This is a genomic window from Deinococcus hopiensis KR-140 (assembly GCF_900176165.1).
GTDB lineage: Bacteria > Deinococcota > Deinococci > Deinococcales > Deinococcaceae > Deinococcus > Deinococcus hopiensis.
Genome location: NZ_FWWU01000003.1, coordinates 280001 through 295040, shown reverse-complemented (window position 1 = coordinate 295040; position 15040 = coordinate 280001). Strand labels below are relative to the sequence as shown.

Genomic DNA, 15040 nt, shown 5'->3' with positions numbered 1-15040 from the left:
CCTTGCGCGCCGCCTGCTCACAGCGCCAGATACGCCTCTCGGACGCTGGGATCGGCGAGAAGCGCCGTGCCCGTCCCCTCCTTGACGATCTGACCGTTTTCCAGCACATAGGCCCGGTCCGCGAGCTTCAGGCTCAGGCCCACGTTCTGCTCGACCAGGAGGACGCTCACGCCCTCTGCATTTACGGCCTTCAGGGCACCGAACACCGTCTGGGTCATCAGCGGCGAGAGGCCCAGAGAGGGCTCGTCCACCACCAGCACGCTGGGCCGGGCCATCAGCGCGCGCCCCACCGCCACCATCTGCTGCTCACCTCCGGAGAGGGTGCCCGCGAGTTGCGAAGCGCGTTCCTCCAGGCGTGGAAACAGGGAATACACCTGCCCGAGCGTCTGCGCCTGCGCGCTCCGCGCCCTGGCGCTCATGGCCGCTCCGAGTTCCAGATTCTCCCGCACCGTCATCCTCGGAAACAGCTCGCGCCCTTCCGGAACGTGCCCGAGACCCAGGGCCACGACGGCGCTGGGCGCAGCGCGGGTCACGTCCCGCCCGCCGAGCAGCACCCGTCCCGCCGTGGGCTTGACCACACCGCTCACGGCGCGCAACGTGGTGGTCTTGCCCGCTCCATTGGCCCCGATCATGGCGACGAACTCGCCCGGAGCCACCCGCACGCTCACGTCCCACAGCACCTGCACCTTGCCGTATCCGGCGGCCAGACGCTCGATCCGCAGTTCCTGTCCCTGCATTTGGGATGCCGTCATGCGCGCAGTCCTTCCTCGGTGCCCAGGTAGGCCGCCACCACCTGGGGGTGGGCCGTCACCTCGCGGTAGGTGCCCTCGGCCAGGACCTGACCCTGGTCCATCACGACCACCCGGTCGGCCAGGTCGCGCACCACAGGCATGATGTGCTCGATGAACAGAACGCTCACGCCGCTCTCCCGCACGCTGCGCACCAGCCCGACGGCTTCCTGGGCTTCTGCCGGTCGCAAGCCCGCCATAACCTCGTCGAGCAGCAGAACCTGCGGCTGCGTGGCGAGGGCACGGGCAACTTCCAGCCGTTTGTCCTGAAGCAGGGTCAGCTCGTGCGCCGCCTTGTCCGCATGCGCTGCCAAACCCGTGCGTTCCAGCAGGGCGTAGGCCCGCTCGCGCGCTTCCGGAAGGCGGCCGCCGGGCTTGCCGAACAGCGCTCCCACCGTTACGTTCTCGTGGACCGTCATCTCCGGAAAGGGCCTCACGATCTGAAAGGCCCGGCCGAGCCCCGCGTGACAGCGGGCTTCCATGCTCCTGTCCGTCACGTCCTGCCCCAGCAGGTGCAGCCGCCCCGAGGTGGGCCGGTACACGCCGGAGAGCAGGTTGAGCAGGGTGGTCTTGCCCGCACCGTTGGGGCCGATCACCGCGAGGATCTCGCCCGCATACTGCGTAAACGTCACGTTCTGCACGGCGAGCAGGCCCCCGAAGCGTTTGCTGAGGCCCTCGGCCCGCAGCACGGCGTCCCTTCCGCCCATGGCGGAAGGCTGAGCGCTGAGGGCCGTCACAGATCACCCCCCTGCCGGCCTTTCTTGAACAGGCCCATCAATCCGCGCGGCAACCACAGAATGCTGAGCATCAGCACCAGGCCGTACACGACGAGGTAACCGTTCTTGACCCCGCTGTGCAGCAGTTCTTCCGCCACCCGCAGCACACTCGCGCCCAGGATCGGCCCGAGCGTGGTGTACAGACCCCCGAAAATGCTGGTGGTGAGTGGCGCGATGGAGTTGGCCAGGCTGAAGGTGTCCAGCGGGTTGATGAAAAACGTCTTTCCGGCAAACAGCACGCCTCCCAACGCCGCGAGCGACGAGGAGATAAAGAAGGCCAGCAGTTTGTAACGCACGACGCTGACCCCCAACACGCGGGCGGTTTCCTCGCCCTGCCGGATGGCCGCGAAGGCGTGATGCAGGCGGGAGCGGCGGACCAGCAGGCTCACGAGCGCCGTGAAGGCCAGGACGCCCAGCGCCAGGAAATACTGCGCCCGTGCGTTGCCGCCCAGCAGGGCCGGGACCAGCAGGCCGTTGGCTCCCCCGGCCACCTGTTCAGGCAGATTCTGGATCACGGTCCGCATCACTTCCGTGAACGCGAGGGTGGCGATGGCGAAATACATTCCGCTCAGGCGCATGGTCACGGCACCCAGCACCAGGCTCATCAACCCCGCCATTACGGCGGCCAGGGGCATGGCCGCGAACCAGGGCATCACCTTGCTGAGCAGGGCGAAGCCGTACGCTCCCAGCCCGTAGAACGCTGCGTGCGCCAGACTGACCTGCCCGCTGCGCGCCAGGATGTCCCACGACAGCGCCAGGACTCCGGCAACCAGCGTGAAGTAGGCGATCTGAAGCAGGTACTCCGCGCGCGTGCCCAGCGGCAAGAAGGGAAGCGCGGCGGCCAGCAGGAAAAACAGGCCAAGCGGCAACATGGACCTGGGCGTGAAGCTGGAGCGTCGGGGGGGGTCACCTCAGGCTGAACCGGGCGGCTGCCCACCCGCCGCATCACTGCGCCCCCCGGTATGAGCGGAACACCAACGTGGCGAAGATCAGGAAGAAGAACACCGCGTCGCTCCAGCCTCCGCCTCCCGGCACGTAGGTCTGGACCAGCGCCTCGGATACGCCGAGCACCACCGACGCCCACAGGACGCCCGTCAGGTTGCCCAGGCCCGCCATCACGATGATGGCGAACGCCTTAAGCGCGAACACCAGCCCCACCGCAGGGGAGGCGAACAGCAGCACGGCCACCAGCACGCCCGCAATGGCCGCCAGCGCGCAGCTGACGCTGAAAGCAATCAGGTACACGCGGTCCACGTCGATGCCGATCAGCTGTGATCCCCGGCGATTCTGGGCCACCGCCCGCATCTGGCGGCCAAGGTTGGTGCGGTACAGCACCGCGTAGAGTCCGGCGAGCAGCAGCACGGCCAGGCCGAAGGCCAACGCTTTTGGCCCTCCCACACTCAGTTCCCCGAGGCTCAGGCTGCTGCCCTGGTATGGTGTCGTGACAGTGCGGGTGTTGCCGCCCAGCAGCATCAGGGCCAGGTTCTGCAGCAGGATGCCCAGACCGAAGGTCAGCAGCATCTGGTTGAGCTCAGGGGCCAGCAGCACGTGCCGGATGCTCACGCGGTACGTCAGGGCCCCCACGCCGAAGACCGCCACGGCGGCGAGCGGCAGCGAGAGCAGCGGGTCCAGGCCCAGATAAGCGCTCATGCCCCACGCGAGAAACGCGCCGATCATCAGGAATTCACCGTGCGCGAAGTTCACGATCCCGACCACGCCAACTGCCAGCGCCAATCCTGACGCCACCAGCGCGTACAGGCCGCTTTGCAGCAGGCCATTGAGCAGGGTTTGTAAAAAGAGTTCCATTCAGAAGGCTCCGTTCACGAGGAGACGGGCCGCCCCGGCGGTGGCGGGCGGCCCGGAGGAGCGGTGAACCCTCAGCATTCAGCTGCTGACGGCGCACCGCCAGCGGCTCACTTGCCCCAGACCATCGGCTTCTGGGCGAACTTGATGGGAAACACGGGAACGCGCCGGTCATCCTGGAACTGGAAGTGCAGCCAGTTGCCGGCCTTGAAGCCCTGGTACTGGGTTTTGCTGCTCTTGGAAAAGGTGAGGGGGCCAAACGGGGTGGCCATATTCGTCTTGGCCAGCTCGGCGGCCACCTTGTCTTTGTCGGTGCTGCCCGCTGCGTTGATGGCCGCCGCGAGGCTCCTCAGGTTCACATAGGCCAGCGGAGCGAAGTACTCCTCGGTCACGTTGCCGAACTTCTTCCTGTACGCCGCCACGAATTTGCGGCTCTCGGCCTGCGGACTGCTGGGCAGCCACAGGCTCAGGCCGGCCACGTTGTCGGCCAGTTTGTTTTTCTCGAAGCCCACCGGCCAACTCGGCGGCGTGCCGTACATCAGGCCGAGCTGCAGGTTCTGCTGCTTGACTTCGGTGGCGAGGGGAAGGGCGTCGGTGTCGTAGCCGATCCAGTACAGAATGTCGGGTTTGACGGCCTTGGCCTTGCTGACCAGCGGTCCGAAGTTGCCGCTGCCCGTCTTGAACTTCTCGGTCATCACGACGTTGAACCCGGCCTTCTTGAAGGCGGCCACGGTATCCGCGATCCCCGCGCTGCCAAACGGGCCGTCCTCGTAGGCGATGGCGATGTTCTTCGCCTTTTTCTGGGTTTTGAGCGTCTTGAAGTACCCCAAGATGGCCTCAAAGTTGTAGTACGACCACGGATGGTAATGAAAGAAATACTTGTGGTCTGCAAAGGCGTCTTCGACCGGTACCGCGGCCGCTCCGATCCAGGCCATGAATGTGTTGTACTGCTTGGCCGGACCGCTGATGGCGATGGAGGTCGCGCTGCTCACGCCGCCCGCCATGAAGTCCACCTTGTCGACCGTCACCAGCTTCACGAATTCGGGAACAGCCTTCGCCGGCGCAGAACCGTCGTCGGCGAATTCGAGGTCCAGGGGCTTGCCAAGCACGCCACCCGCACGGTTGATCTCGTCGAGGGCCAGCAGGTACCCGTTGCGGGCGGCCTGACCCGATACGCTGCTCGCGCCAGAAAGCGGAAGCAGCACGCCGACCTTCACTGCGCCCGCGCCGGAGAGCGCGAGCAGAACGCCCGTCAGTAGCATCTTTTTCATCTTCAGCCGTGAGTGTAGGCGAGCGCCATCACTCCAGCGTTACAGCGGCCCGGCGTCAGCCGGAACACTGGCTGAACACCCGCGTGTGCGGTCCACCGTCCCCGAGATCTGCCCTTCTCTGTGACCGGGCCGTAACGCTTCCCGCCTACCCTCGGACCAATGGAACGTGATCAGGCAGAGGAGAGCGGCAGCCCTGGCTCGCCGCCAGAGAGGTTTACGCTGCGACATACGGCGGTGCTGGCGGGCGTGCCCGTGGCAGTGGAATTGGGAGGACACAGCTGGGGAGCGCTCAACGCGGCGCGCGACAACGCCGTGTTGGTCTGCCACTATTACACCGGCACTTCTCAGGCGGCGGGCCGGGCTGCGGACGGAACGCCCGGATGGTGGGCCGAGCTGATCGGCCCGGGCCGCCCTATCGATACCGACCGCTTTTACGTGGTTGCGATGAACACGCTGTCCAACGTGCAGGCCCACGGTCCCGGGGTGGTAACGACGGGACCGGCAACCCTTCATCCGGACGGCGAGGTGTGGGGCAAGCGCTTTCCTCCCTGGGACTTTGCCGACCTCCATCAGCTTCAGGAGGCGCTGCTTCGCCAGATCGGGGCTGAACGCTGGCACGCGGTGGTCGGGCCGAGCCTCGGCGGAATGCAGGCCCTGCAGTGGGCGGGCCGGGCTCCAGAACTGGCTCCCCGCGTTGCGGCCATTGCCGCCAGCCCCTGCGCCGGACCGGTCCTGCAAGGCGCCTTCGGCCCACTGCTGCGGGACGTGGCTGGAACGGGGGATGTGGAGGCCGCGCTCCGGCTTATCTCCCTGTTCGGAATGGGGGCTGATGGGTTGGAACGGAATTTTCGAGAGGCCGATTTCGGCGCGTACCTGCGGTCCCGGTCGGTCACGGCCAGCCTCGCGCACATTCTCGATATCGCGCGGGTGGTGCTCACCCACAATCTGGCCGCGCTTTTGCCGGAAGGTGACCCGTTCGGTCCGTGGCGCAGGGCCGGTCTGCGCCTCCTGACCGTCAATATCCGGGGAGACCAGTTCTTTCCGGCAGCGGAGATGCGCGCCTTTGCTGCCTCCACCCGCGCGGCGGGCGTAGCGCATACCCACCTCGAATTCGACTCGCCCCACGGTCATCTGGGCTGCGTGATGGACACCGCTCCCTTTGCGGGAGGGCTGCGCGCCCTGCTGGAAGACGGGTTGCCCGATGAAGCATTCGCGCCGGACACCGCCGCGTGGCGCGAGGTGCCCCATGCCTGAGCGGACGCTCGTGGCCCTTCACGGCAACTTCGCCTCCTCTGCCTGGTGGACCGCATTGGCCGCCCATCCCCCCACCGGGTGGCGCGTCCTGGCACCTGACCTTCCCGGCTTCGCGGGCACGCCGCCTCCAGGTGAGGTGAGCATCGCCGCTTACGGCGACTGGCTGTCCCGCTGGCTGCGGGGCCAGGGAGTGGAGCGCCCGGTCCTGCTGGGTCACAGCCTGGGAGGCGCGGTGGCGCTCGAAGTGGCGTCCCGCGACCCACAGGCGGTGTCCGGCCTGGTCCTCGCGGCCAGCGCTCCTCCCGGCGGTCTGGTCACGCCCGAGGAAAACTACCCGGTGCTCGAACTGCTGCGAACGAACCGGGGGCTGCGGGAACTCAGCCTGGGTGCCCTCTTTCCCTCCGGGCGTCCAGCCAATTTCGATCAACTGGTCGACGATGGTGGTCGGATGGCCGCCTCCCACTACGCGGGCAATGCCAGGGCCCTGGCGGCGTGGCGGGTGGACGTGTCCCGCCTGAGGGGTGTTCCAGCCCTGGTGCTGGGCGGGCTGCTCGATACGTTGATCACGCCAGAGCTGGTCCGCGCTCAGGCCGCTGCGCTGGAAACGGAAGCCGTCCTCCTGGAACACGTCGGGCACGGCTTTCCCCAGGAAGACTCCGTAAATTTTCGTCGTCGCCTGGAAGCCTTCCTCGCTTCACTGGGAGAGCACGGCTCACGGTGATCTGCCCTGGACCGGAACGGGTCGGAAGTTCCTCCCCGTCTGGAGATGGGCGGCGTGAGGTGCAGCGGCGGCGGCCAGACGAAAATCAGGAGGGCGTATGAACAAGGTGTATGGGAGCGCCGGGGAGGCGCTCAGCGGGGTGGTGGAGGACGGGCAGACCATCGCCGTGGGGGGTTTGGGCTGTGCGGAATTCCGGAGCAGCTGATCCTCGCGCTGCGGGACAGTGGGGTCAGGGGGCTGACCGCGGTGAGCAACAACGCGGGTGTGGACGGCTGGGGCCTGGGGCTGCTTCTCGAGACCCGGCAGATCCGCAAGATGGTCTCCAGTTACGTGGGCGAGAACAAGGAGTTCGAGCGCCAGTATCTTGCCGGCGAGCTGGAGCTGGAGTTTACGCCGCAGGGAACGCTGGCCGAGCGGATGCGCGCGGGTGGAGCCGGCATCCCGGGGTTTTACACCAGAACGGGTGTGGGCACGGTCGTCGCTGAGGGCAAGGAACACAAGGACTTTGACGGCGAGACGTACATTCTCGAGCGCGGCATCGTCGCGGATGTGGCGCTCGTCAAAGCCTGGAAGGCGGATCGGGCCGGAAACCTGGTGTACCGCAAGGCGGCGCAGAACTTCAATCCTATGGCGGCCACCTGTGGCCGCCTGACCGTCGCCGAAGTCGAGGAACTCGTCGAGATCGGGCAGCTGGACCCGGACGAGATCGACACCCCGGGCATCTTCGTGCAGCGCGTGGTGCTCAACCCAAATCCCGAAAAGCGCATCGAGCAGCGAACGGTCCGCAAGGTGGAGGCCCGGGTGGGCAGCGCAGCCGGAGAGGAGGTCTGAAATGCCCTGGACAAGGGAAGAGATGGCGGCCCGCGCCGCCCAGGAACTGGGAGACGGCTATTACGTGAACCTCGGAATCGGTCTGCCCACGCTGGTGGCCAACCACATTCCCGAGGGGGTCAACGTCTGGTTGCAGTCCGAAAACGGACTGCTGGGCATCGGTCCTTTTCCCACCGAGGAGGAGGTGGACCCGGACCTGATCAACGCGGGAAAACAGACGGTAACGGCCCTGCCCGGCGCGAGCTTTTTTCCAGCGCCGACTCCTTTGCCATGATCCGGGGAGGCCACGTGAATCTGGCGATTCTGGGGGCCATGCAGGTCAGTGAGGGGGGAGACCTGGCAAACTGGATGATTCCGGGGAAGATGGTCAAGGGGATGGGCGGGGCGATGGACCTCGTGGCGGGGGTGCAGCGTGTGGTGGTGCTGATGGAGCACGTCGCCAAAGGGGAGGCGCACAAGATTTTGCGCGCGTGTTCGCTGCCCCTCACGGGCAAGGGCGTGGTGGACCGCATCATCACCGACCTCGCCGTGCTGGACGTGACCCCAGAAGGGCTCCAACTCGTCGAACTCGCCCCAGGCGTCTCCCTTCAGGAACTCCAAGCCAAAACCGGCGCCCAGATTCACCCCTGACCCGGTTTTCGCACCTTAAAGTATTTGTCCGAATGGCGCCGCGCGTGGAAGGGCACTCCTCACGGCGCCATTCTCCCCCGTGCCCATTCAAGTTCGGTCGCCGGGGTCGGTCAAAAAGAACTCCGCACTTGGACACATGCGCTAAGGTGCGGCGGTTCAGACCACATTGTCGGGTATGCGTCAGGGCACTTTTTCATTGGCGGGTTCCACGGCTTTCGGCCAGCCTGCAACGGGCGCTTGTTCCGCATTCCTCTGGTAGGTTGTCTCACCCCGCAGGCTGGCCAGCTGCCCTTCGAAGGTCGTGGTGGTCTTCTCAATGGTCTGAGCACGCGCGCCCGGCTGAATCCGTTCTCGCCAGCGCCGCAACCGATTGGCCAGCGTGATCAGCCCCAGGACGTGACGCACGAGCGGTTTTCGGATACCCAATGTGTCTGCCATAACGTCCCCATGGAGGCGGCGGGCGACAGCATGCACCAGGTCCAGCGTGAGCGGCGGTGACGTCGGGACGCTCGGCCCCAGGAGATCCGCAACCGCCACGAGCATCGCCTGGGTCAGCGCCCGAGCGTCTTCACCTGGGGGTTGTTCCGTCGCGCTGATCAGGCCCAGCAGGTCGGCAGCCTTTGCCTGGCTGGTTACGCCAGCGTACAGGTCCGGGTGGACGCCCAACAGGTGCGCCACGTACCGCCAGAAGTGGTAGAGGTCGGCGAGTTCCGATTCAGAGAAGGTGATGCCAAAGGTCTGCAGCGCATGAAAAGGCACAAAGGTGAAGTCGAGCCAGGTGCGGGCCATCTCCAACTGATTGATGGGGCCCCCACTTTCGCGGGGGTCCCAGTTCTGCTGCCAGAGACGGGCGCGCACGCGGGCATGCAGGAGCCGGACTTGCACGTTGTGCACGTACCCTTCACTGCCCAACAGGAGCCCACCCGGCAGAACCGAGGTGATGTTCCACATGCCCGTTTCCACAATGCGGCGCCGGGCCATTCCGGTCAGGTTTTCCGTCCGGGTCAGAACCCGGGCGATGGACGGCGAACTGTAGGTGTGCGTCAAGGACCCTGGCCCGAGCGAGAGCATGATCCACACGTTGCCGATGGCGAGGTAGGCTTCTGAACCCCGCACGAGCGCTGCGCGGTCCACCCATTCAGGCACCCGCTCGGTCTCGCTGAGCAGCGCGTGCACGGCGGGCAGGTCCTTACTGACGAACCGGCGGCCGTGGCGCAGTCCCGCGCGAAGTTGACGGCGTGCGCCTTCCCCTTGACCGCGCAGTTCAGCGTCCGCTTCGTCAGCCACGGGGTCACCGAGCTCGATCATCCGGACCAGCAGGTCCACGCCTGCGTTTCCGAACCGCTCGCGGGCCGCGGCGAGAAGGACCAAACTGGACGGAGGGTTCGGCCTCATGGTTGCGCTCATGCTGCCTCATTATGCGTATCTACCTCACCCGAACCGTTCTGTTTGCTCTGTGGCCGCCCGCAACGTTTGTGCCTGTGCCCTTGCCGCGGGGCACAGGCGGCGCGCCGCAAGTCGCGAAGTGGCTTTGAAAAAGGCCGCACCATGTAACGGTCGTCGGAAAGTTTTCCCCGGGTGCACACGGGGTACCAAATCCGAGCTTGTACAGTTCCTCTGGAACGCGAGTAGGTAAGGAGTGGCCGGAGATGGACCGCTTCCAGCGCCCGTTTTTCTCCCAACCGTTCTACTCGGCTTGAATCACTTTGTAAGCGCGGAGGTAGGCGTCCTGATCATTCGGTGGGGTGGAACCCGGTCCGCCAGCCTCTTCCTCCAAATCCCATCCAGACAGGACGAAAATGGTTCGGGGGGCATCTGCCAGGACCCTTCCGTGGGAGCGCCGCCGCTGCCCCGGAGGTTCCGCGCGCTCCACCGGTCTGAGCGTGCCCCGGCCCTCTGGGTGCAGGCGAGGACCGGGAACCGGCGGCGCTCGGGGTCGGGCGTTCTCAAGGCCGTCAGGCAGTGTGCCCAGCGGGTTTCCCGGGTCCGGGTCTCCCAGCAAGCGCCGGGAGCACCGCCAGCGAGGCGCTGAGGACGCGCACTGGCAGGTGCAGCGTGCCGGCCAGTAGGCTCAGCCAGGGCATCGTCACGGCGATCAACAGCAGGCCCAGCGCCGTGTGCCGGGAGCGAAGATCGAGTTTGGCCCGCGTGTAAAAAAAGGTTAGGCCGTAAATCAAACCGAAACCGCCCGCAATCAGCGATCGGCGCTGCGGAGTAGGCCGATGGCCTGCTTCCTACAAGTGCCTGCCTACTCCGCGCCTTCGCGCTGGTGAGCCTTCCGGGCCAGCAGCCTGGTCAGGCTGCTGGCGAAGGAGCCCTCAAGAGTGGACGCCCGTGTTCTGCCGCTCGGCCGAAACCACGGGCATCGGCCGACATCAGGGGCGGGCCAAGACGGTCCGCTTCATCCTGAATGGTTTGGGTGCGGGTAAGGCGCCGTCGGAAGAAGCTGCGTCCGTCATATGTGGGGTCCGGCTCTCCCTGGCCGTGCCGCAGACTTCACCTCCAGTCACCCCACCTGCGCGGGCCGCGCCTCTCCACACCCTGAGGGGTTTGAGTCCCGGGAACTGGCCGCGGATCAACCGCTCCACTGGCTCTGGAAGGCTGCGCGCTGCGGTGCGGGCGGCCGAACGGCGTATACGGCCCGTCGGCCGGCTTCTCCACCACGCCTGCACGGCGAGGACCACCTCGGCTGCCGTCGTGATTACTGCTGAAAGTTTCCGTCCGGCTGCAGGGTGAAGTAACAGGTGGTTCCCTCTCCAGGCGTGCTTTCCATCCAGATCTGCCCGCCGTGCCGCTCCACGATCTTCTTGCAGACGGCCAGCCCGATGCCCGTTCCCTCATACTCCTCCCGGCCGTGCAAGCGCTGAAAGATCACGAAAATGCGCTCGAAGTACTGCGGCTCGATGCCAATCCCATTGTCCCGCACGGCGAAGCGCCACAGCTCCCCGTCACGTTCCGCCCTAACGTGGACCTCCGGCGTCACGCCCTCCCGACGGTACTTCAAGCCGTTCGAGATCAGGTTCTGCAGGAGCTGGTCGAGCTGCTGGGCGTCGGCCAGGACCACCGGCAGCCTGCTCCGCGTAACCCTCGCTCCGTCCACCTCCGCTTCCAGGCGGCGAACCACCGCGTCGAACACAGCGTCCACTTCGGTTGGCAGCAGGGGACGCTGCTGGGTATGCACACGGGAAAACGTCAGGAGATCATCCACCAGCCGCTTCATGTGCTCCCCGCCGTCGACGATATGTTGCAGATAAGCCTGCCCGCGTCCGTCGAGTCGGTCGCTGTAGCGGCGCTCCAGGAGGCCTGCGAAGCTGGTCATGGCCCGAATCGGCGCCTGCAGGTCATGGGAGGCAACGTACGCGAACTGCTCCAGCTCCGCGTTGCTCCGCGCCAGCTCCTGGTTGCGGCGTTCCAGCAGCGCGACGCTCTCGGCCCGTTCCAGCGCGAGTCCCAGGCTGCCCACCACAGTTTCCAGAACGACCCGGTCCGTCCGGCTCCAGGCCCGCTTCTCGAAGAGGACGGCGATGAACACGCCCATCACCTCTCCACGCCGTGAGACGGGGAGGGCCGCCGCCGCGTTGACGTGCTGCACCATTTCGGCCGGCGTATCACTGCCCTGCGCGTAGGTGTCCTGGAAAAAGGGCTGCCCGGTGGTCCACGGAATATCGACGGTCGGGGTTTCACCGACGAGCGGTCCAGCATCGATAAAGGCCTGCAGACCGGAATGCCCCACGTCCCCCGTCTGCACCCAGTTGCGCCAGCGTCCGCCGTCCCGCCCGTAGTACAGCGCGTAGCCGGAGGGCAGCAGCGACAGCACGACCTCCTGCGCCCGCTTGACGAAGGCGCGGGGGTCACTCTGGTCCGTCAGGTCACGGGTAAGGTGCGCAAATCCTTCCAGCGCCTGCGTCCGGGCTTCGAGTTCTGCGTTCTGAATGGCCAGGCGCCGGGTCTGCTCGGTCCGCTCCAGCGTCAGGTGCAGTCCGCGGACCACCGCCCGGATCAGGGACTGCTCGCGTTCTGTCCAGGAGTGGGCGTGACGGGTTTCCACTGCAAAAAGACCGCGCGTCTCGCCCCCGTACACCGTTGGCAGGAAGCCGGTGGCCCCGTGGGACACGGTGCGAGACAGGCCTTGAGCAGCACCGTCCCAGCCGTCCTTGAAGAGGGGCGTGCCCGACCGCACCGTCTCTGCGTAATTCGGGGTCCTGACGTCGACACCCGCCGTGATCTCGGCGACGACTTCGGGGGCCATATCCTCGGACCACGCCTGCGCCTTCCACAGATTGCCCTCCCGTTCGTAGTAGGCGGCGCTGACGTGGGGGAGGTTGGCGCGGACAGTCCTGACCGCCTGCCCCGCGAGCGCACGAACGTCGCTCTCGTGGCCCACCGCCTCCTTGTAGACCACGAAGGCGTCGAGCGCGGCGCGCTGCTCCTCCAGCTCAGCGGTCCGCGCCGCGACGCGCGCCTCCAGGTCCTGCTGAAGTCGGGCACGCCCGAGGGCCACAGCACCCTGGGCCGTCAGGGTACGCAGGAAACGCACCTCCTGAAGGGTAAATTCGTGCGGCTCCCGAAAGTCGAGGATCAGGGCCCCGAGCGGCCGGTCATCGAGGAACATGGGGAGGACGGCGGTGGCGACGGCCGCCACACCGCCAGTCCGCTCCTCGAGTTCTGGATAGGCCTGGTTCAGGGCTCCCCGACGTTCGAAGAAGAGGGGCTGCCGCCTCATGAGGGCGTCTCCAGCGGGCACACGGCCGTCCAGAGGACCGTCCTGCCAGAGGGTCTGCGCCTTCTCCTCGTGGCCCTGGACCCGCTTGACCTCCAACCCCGTTCCCCTGGAGTCGACAAGCAGAACGGCGCCCGCGATGGCGTTCAGAGCGCCCAAGGCAGAACTGAGGATCACGTCCAGCACCTCCTCCGGCGTCTGAGCGGTGCTGAGCGTTTCAATGGCGCTCAGCAGACGCTCGCTCAGCGATGGGGGAAGCGTAGTGGACGCGCCTGACATGACCGCAACATACCTGTCGGCGAAGGTGAATACAGCCCCTGGGGCTGCAAAGGGTGGGAGCGGGCCGTCTGAACTCGAGCTGGGCGGTACCACATCTGTGTGACCGTGACAAAACCGTTTGGTGCAAGCGGAGGGGTGCAGCGCGTAACGAAGGGAAAGGAACGCTTAGGGTTGCCGGGAAAGAAGTTGCCCCTCCGGCGCTGTCCCGGCGGAAGGGAACTCTTCAGCAGGTCTGAGCAGGCGCGTTCCAGGTTGCTGAGGAATCACAGGCCAACAATCTCTAATCTGCTGGCCGACTGGGCTAGGTGTGAGACACCTACTCCTTGCAGCTTACCCAGAAACAGCAAGGCAATAAGCTTGAGGAGTAGAGCCGCACCCACAGGCAAAACACCAGTGCGGCTGAGCAGGGCAATAACCAAGACTGCGAGGCAGATAGTGAGCTCCCGGCAATGGATACAAATCCAGCTTGTAGTGTCATTCGTTAGGCGCACGCACAAGTGAGAAAAAGGGATTGAGGTCAGTGTATGTCTTCCTCTGTAGAGCACAGGCTACGAATGCGCATTGGGAGGATGAAGGGCGGGCCTCAGTACACATAAGGCTGGTGGTCATCAACCAGACCTGCTTGGCATGCTTCAGACCTGTTCGGCATAAAGTCACAAGCCGTCAGCAGACCCTATTCCGCATGCACCTGGCACGTCGTACGGCCACCTCGGAACACAGGCACAACTTCAAGCCACCGTCGAGATCCCGATCAGGCGTCAACGACCCGTTACCCTACCCCTGGCCCACGAAATTTCTCGCGGGCCGAATCTGCGGCATGCTTGATCCTTCACGCCGAATCTTCCCGACACCAGCACGAGCCCAGGGTTCGGTCCAGGCGGCTATGCACTGAAAAACGTGAAGTGCCCTCAGACCTCGGATGGCCTTACGGCGAGCTTGTACAAGGACGGTCAGCAGGTCGGGACCGCAGAAAACGGGGGTACGGGCGAGCCCAGCCTTGCGTATTTCGACACCCCTCATCACCGCGCGGCCCTCTCCACTGGGGCCGCAACCCTGGGTCCACGCACCCTCCGACTGCTGGGGCTCAAGGACTGTGCCTTTGACTTCAGCGAGGAGGTCACGCCGGATGAACTGCTCGCCCTCTGCGAGGAAGAGCAGTTCGCGAAGAAGTTGAACCGCGACGCGAGGAAGAAATTGCTGAAGGTGGTGTTGGACGCGCAGGCACAGGGCCACCGAGAGACGATAAGCGCCGCTGAACACCTTAAAGTGCACCTTGCTGCTGGACGTCCAGAGGGCTTCCAGATCGCCCGACTGAACAGTTAACTCTCACCCACCTCACGGCGTCCCCTCGCGTACTGAACCGTAACGTATGGCAAGAGTGCGTCGGGAAGGGCGCAAACTGGGCGGAGATTGGGGTGGATTTGGGACCACAGCCGGTTACCCGCCCTTTTGTGGTCGCCCCTAGACCTGGCTTCGAGTAGGCGAAAGAGGTTGAAGACTGACAGGACGCTTTTTGGTCCGTCTTCCCCGGGCAGTCCTGACGGTGTATCTGAGTCCCAACGCTTCCCGGTAACTCCGTGCCAACTCGGGGGCATGCATATTGAACTTCAATTCGCCCTGAATCAGGTGCTGATTGGAGTAGGTGCCCTGCAGCGACGTGGGTGCAGTTCCGTCCAAAGTAAGGACGGCCGTACCCAGACAGGGCGGGGCCTGCCGCCGGTCCCTGAAAAGGGAGACCTTCCGGTAGGTGTACACGAGGTGGACTGCGCCCTGTTCCTCGGTAAAGGCCGCGGCCAGGACGCGGGAACGGCTCTCCATGCTCAGTACTGCCGCTTTGAGTCCGAATGGACTTTGGCGGACCACCAGAAAAACAATCAACGGGCCGGGGTTGACCACACCTGGAGGAAGGTGGGTATGGGTAAGTAGCCCCCGCCAGGTGCCCTGAATGTCCGGGACAGAGCAGCCGA

At 65.5% G+C, this 15040-nt stretch carries 12 protein-coding genes and 2 pseudogenes (1 of these 14 only partly in view); 5 read left to right on the top strand and 9 right to left on the bottom strand.

What is annotated here, in order from left to right:
* Positions 1-17 precede the first annotated feature (17 nt).
* The 5 genes from B9A95_RS03170 to B9A95_RS03150 all read right to left on the bottom strand — a co-directional run bounded on the left by B9A95_RS03170 (position 18) and on the right by B9A95_RS03150 (position 4638).
* Entirely contained in the window at positions 18-752 is a 735-nt protein-coding gene (locus B9A95_RS03170; RefSeq protein ID WP_245808112.1) for an ABC transporter ATP-binding protein, read from the bottom strand.
* A complete protein-coding gene (locus tag B9A95_RS03165; RefSeq protein ID WP_170928394.1) occupies positions 749-1495 on the bottom strand; it encodes an ABC transporter ATP-binding protein in 747 nt (248 codons plus the stop codon). The genes B9A95_RS03170 and B9A95_RS03165 overlap by 4 nt, the downstream gene beginning before the upstream one ends.
* 26 nt (positions 1496-1521) lie before the next feature.
* Entirely contained in the window at positions 1522-2436 is a 915-nt protein-coding gene (locus B9A95_RS03160; protein ID WP_084045488.1) for a branched-chain amino acid ABC transporter permease, read from the bottom strand.
* Between the two features lie 73 nt (positions 2437-2509).
* Positions 2510-3370 carry a branched-chain amino acid ABC transporter permease gene (locus B9A95_RS03155; RefSeq protein WP_084045487.1) on the bottom strand — a complete coding sequence of 287 codons (861 nt, stop codon included), beginning with the start codon at positions 3368-3370 and terminating at the stop codon, positions 2510-2512.
* Positions 3371-3477: 107 nt separating this feature from the next.
* Positions 3478-4638, bottom strand: coding sequence for an ABC transporter substrate-binding protein (locus B9A95_RS03150; RefSeq protein WP_084045486.1), 1161 nt, complete (start codon positions 4636-4638; stop codon positions 3478-3480).
* A gap of 159 nt (positions 4639-4797) precedes the next feature.
* Here B9A95_RS03150 and B9A95_RS03145 point away from each other — a divergent pair, with 159 nt between their 5' ends.
* The 4 genes and pseudogenes from B9A95_RS03145 (at position 4798) to B9A95_RS03130 (ending at position 8074) form a co-directional block, all read left to right on the top strand.
* Positions 4798-5892 carry an alpha/beta fold hydrolase gene (locus B9A95_RS03145; protein WP_084045485.1) on the top strand — a complete coding sequence of 365 codons (1095 nt, stop codon included), beginning with the start codon at positions 4798-4800 and terminating at the stop codon, positions 5890-5892.
* A complete protein-coding gene (locus B9A95_RS03140; protein ID WP_084045484.1) occupies positions 5885-6613 on the top strand; it encodes an alpha/beta fold hydrolase in 729 nt (242 codons plus the stop codon). Before B9A95_RS03145 ends, B9A95_RS03140 begins: the two co-directional genes overlap by 8 nt.
* 97 nt (positions 6614-6710) lie before the next feature.
* Positions 6711-7444 (top strand): annotated as a pseudogene (locus B9A95_RS03135) (CoA transferase subunit A).
* Between the two features lies 1 nt (position 7445).
* Positions 7446-8074, top strand: a pseudogene (locus B9A95_RS03130) (CoA transferase subunit B).
* A gap of 180 nt (positions 8075-8254) precedes the next feature.
* Here B9A95_RS03130 and B9A95_RS03125 read toward each other — a convergent pair.
* The 3 genes from B9A95_RS03125 to B9A95_RS03115 form a co-directional block, all read right to left on the bottom strand.
* A complete protein-coding gene (locus B9A95_RS03125; RefSeq protein WP_245808111.1) occupies positions 8255-9445 on the bottom strand; it encodes an oxygenase MpaB family protein in 1191 nt (396 codons plus the stop codon).
* 584 nt (positions 9446-10029) lie between these two features.
* A complete protein-coding gene (locus B9A95_RS03120; protein ID WP_084045482.1) occupies positions 10030-10251 on the bottom strand; it encodes a hypothetical protein in 222 nt (73 codons plus the stop codon).
* A 524-nt stretch (positions 10252-10775) separates the two neighbouring features.
* Complete coding sequence (locus B9A95_RS03115; protein ID WP_084045481.1) at positions 10776-13073, bottom strand: ATP-binding protein; 2298 nt, start codon at positions 13071-13073, stop codon at positions 10776-10778.
* Positions 13074-13970: 897 nt separating this feature from the next.
* Between B9A95_RS03115 and B9A95_RS03110 the strand changes: the two genes are divergently transcribed.
* On the top strand, positions 13971-14396 hold the full coding sequence (locus B9A95_RS03110; RefSeq protein ID WP_084045480.1) for a hypothetical protein: 426 nt from the start codon (positions 13971-13973) through the stop codon (positions 14394-14396).
* A gap of 138 nt (positions 14397-14534) precedes the next feature.
* Here B9A95_RS03110 and B9A95_RS03105 read toward each other — a convergent pair whose 3' ends face one another.
* On the bottom strand, positions 14535-15040 hold the 3' portion of the coding sequence (locus tag B9A95_RS03105; RefSeq protein ID WP_084045479.1) for a hypothetical protein. The gene runs 226 nt beyond the window's last position; only the last 506 of its 732 coding nucleotides appear in the window; its start codon lies off the right edge, out of view — the gene reads right to left on this strand; the stop codon is at positions 14535-14537.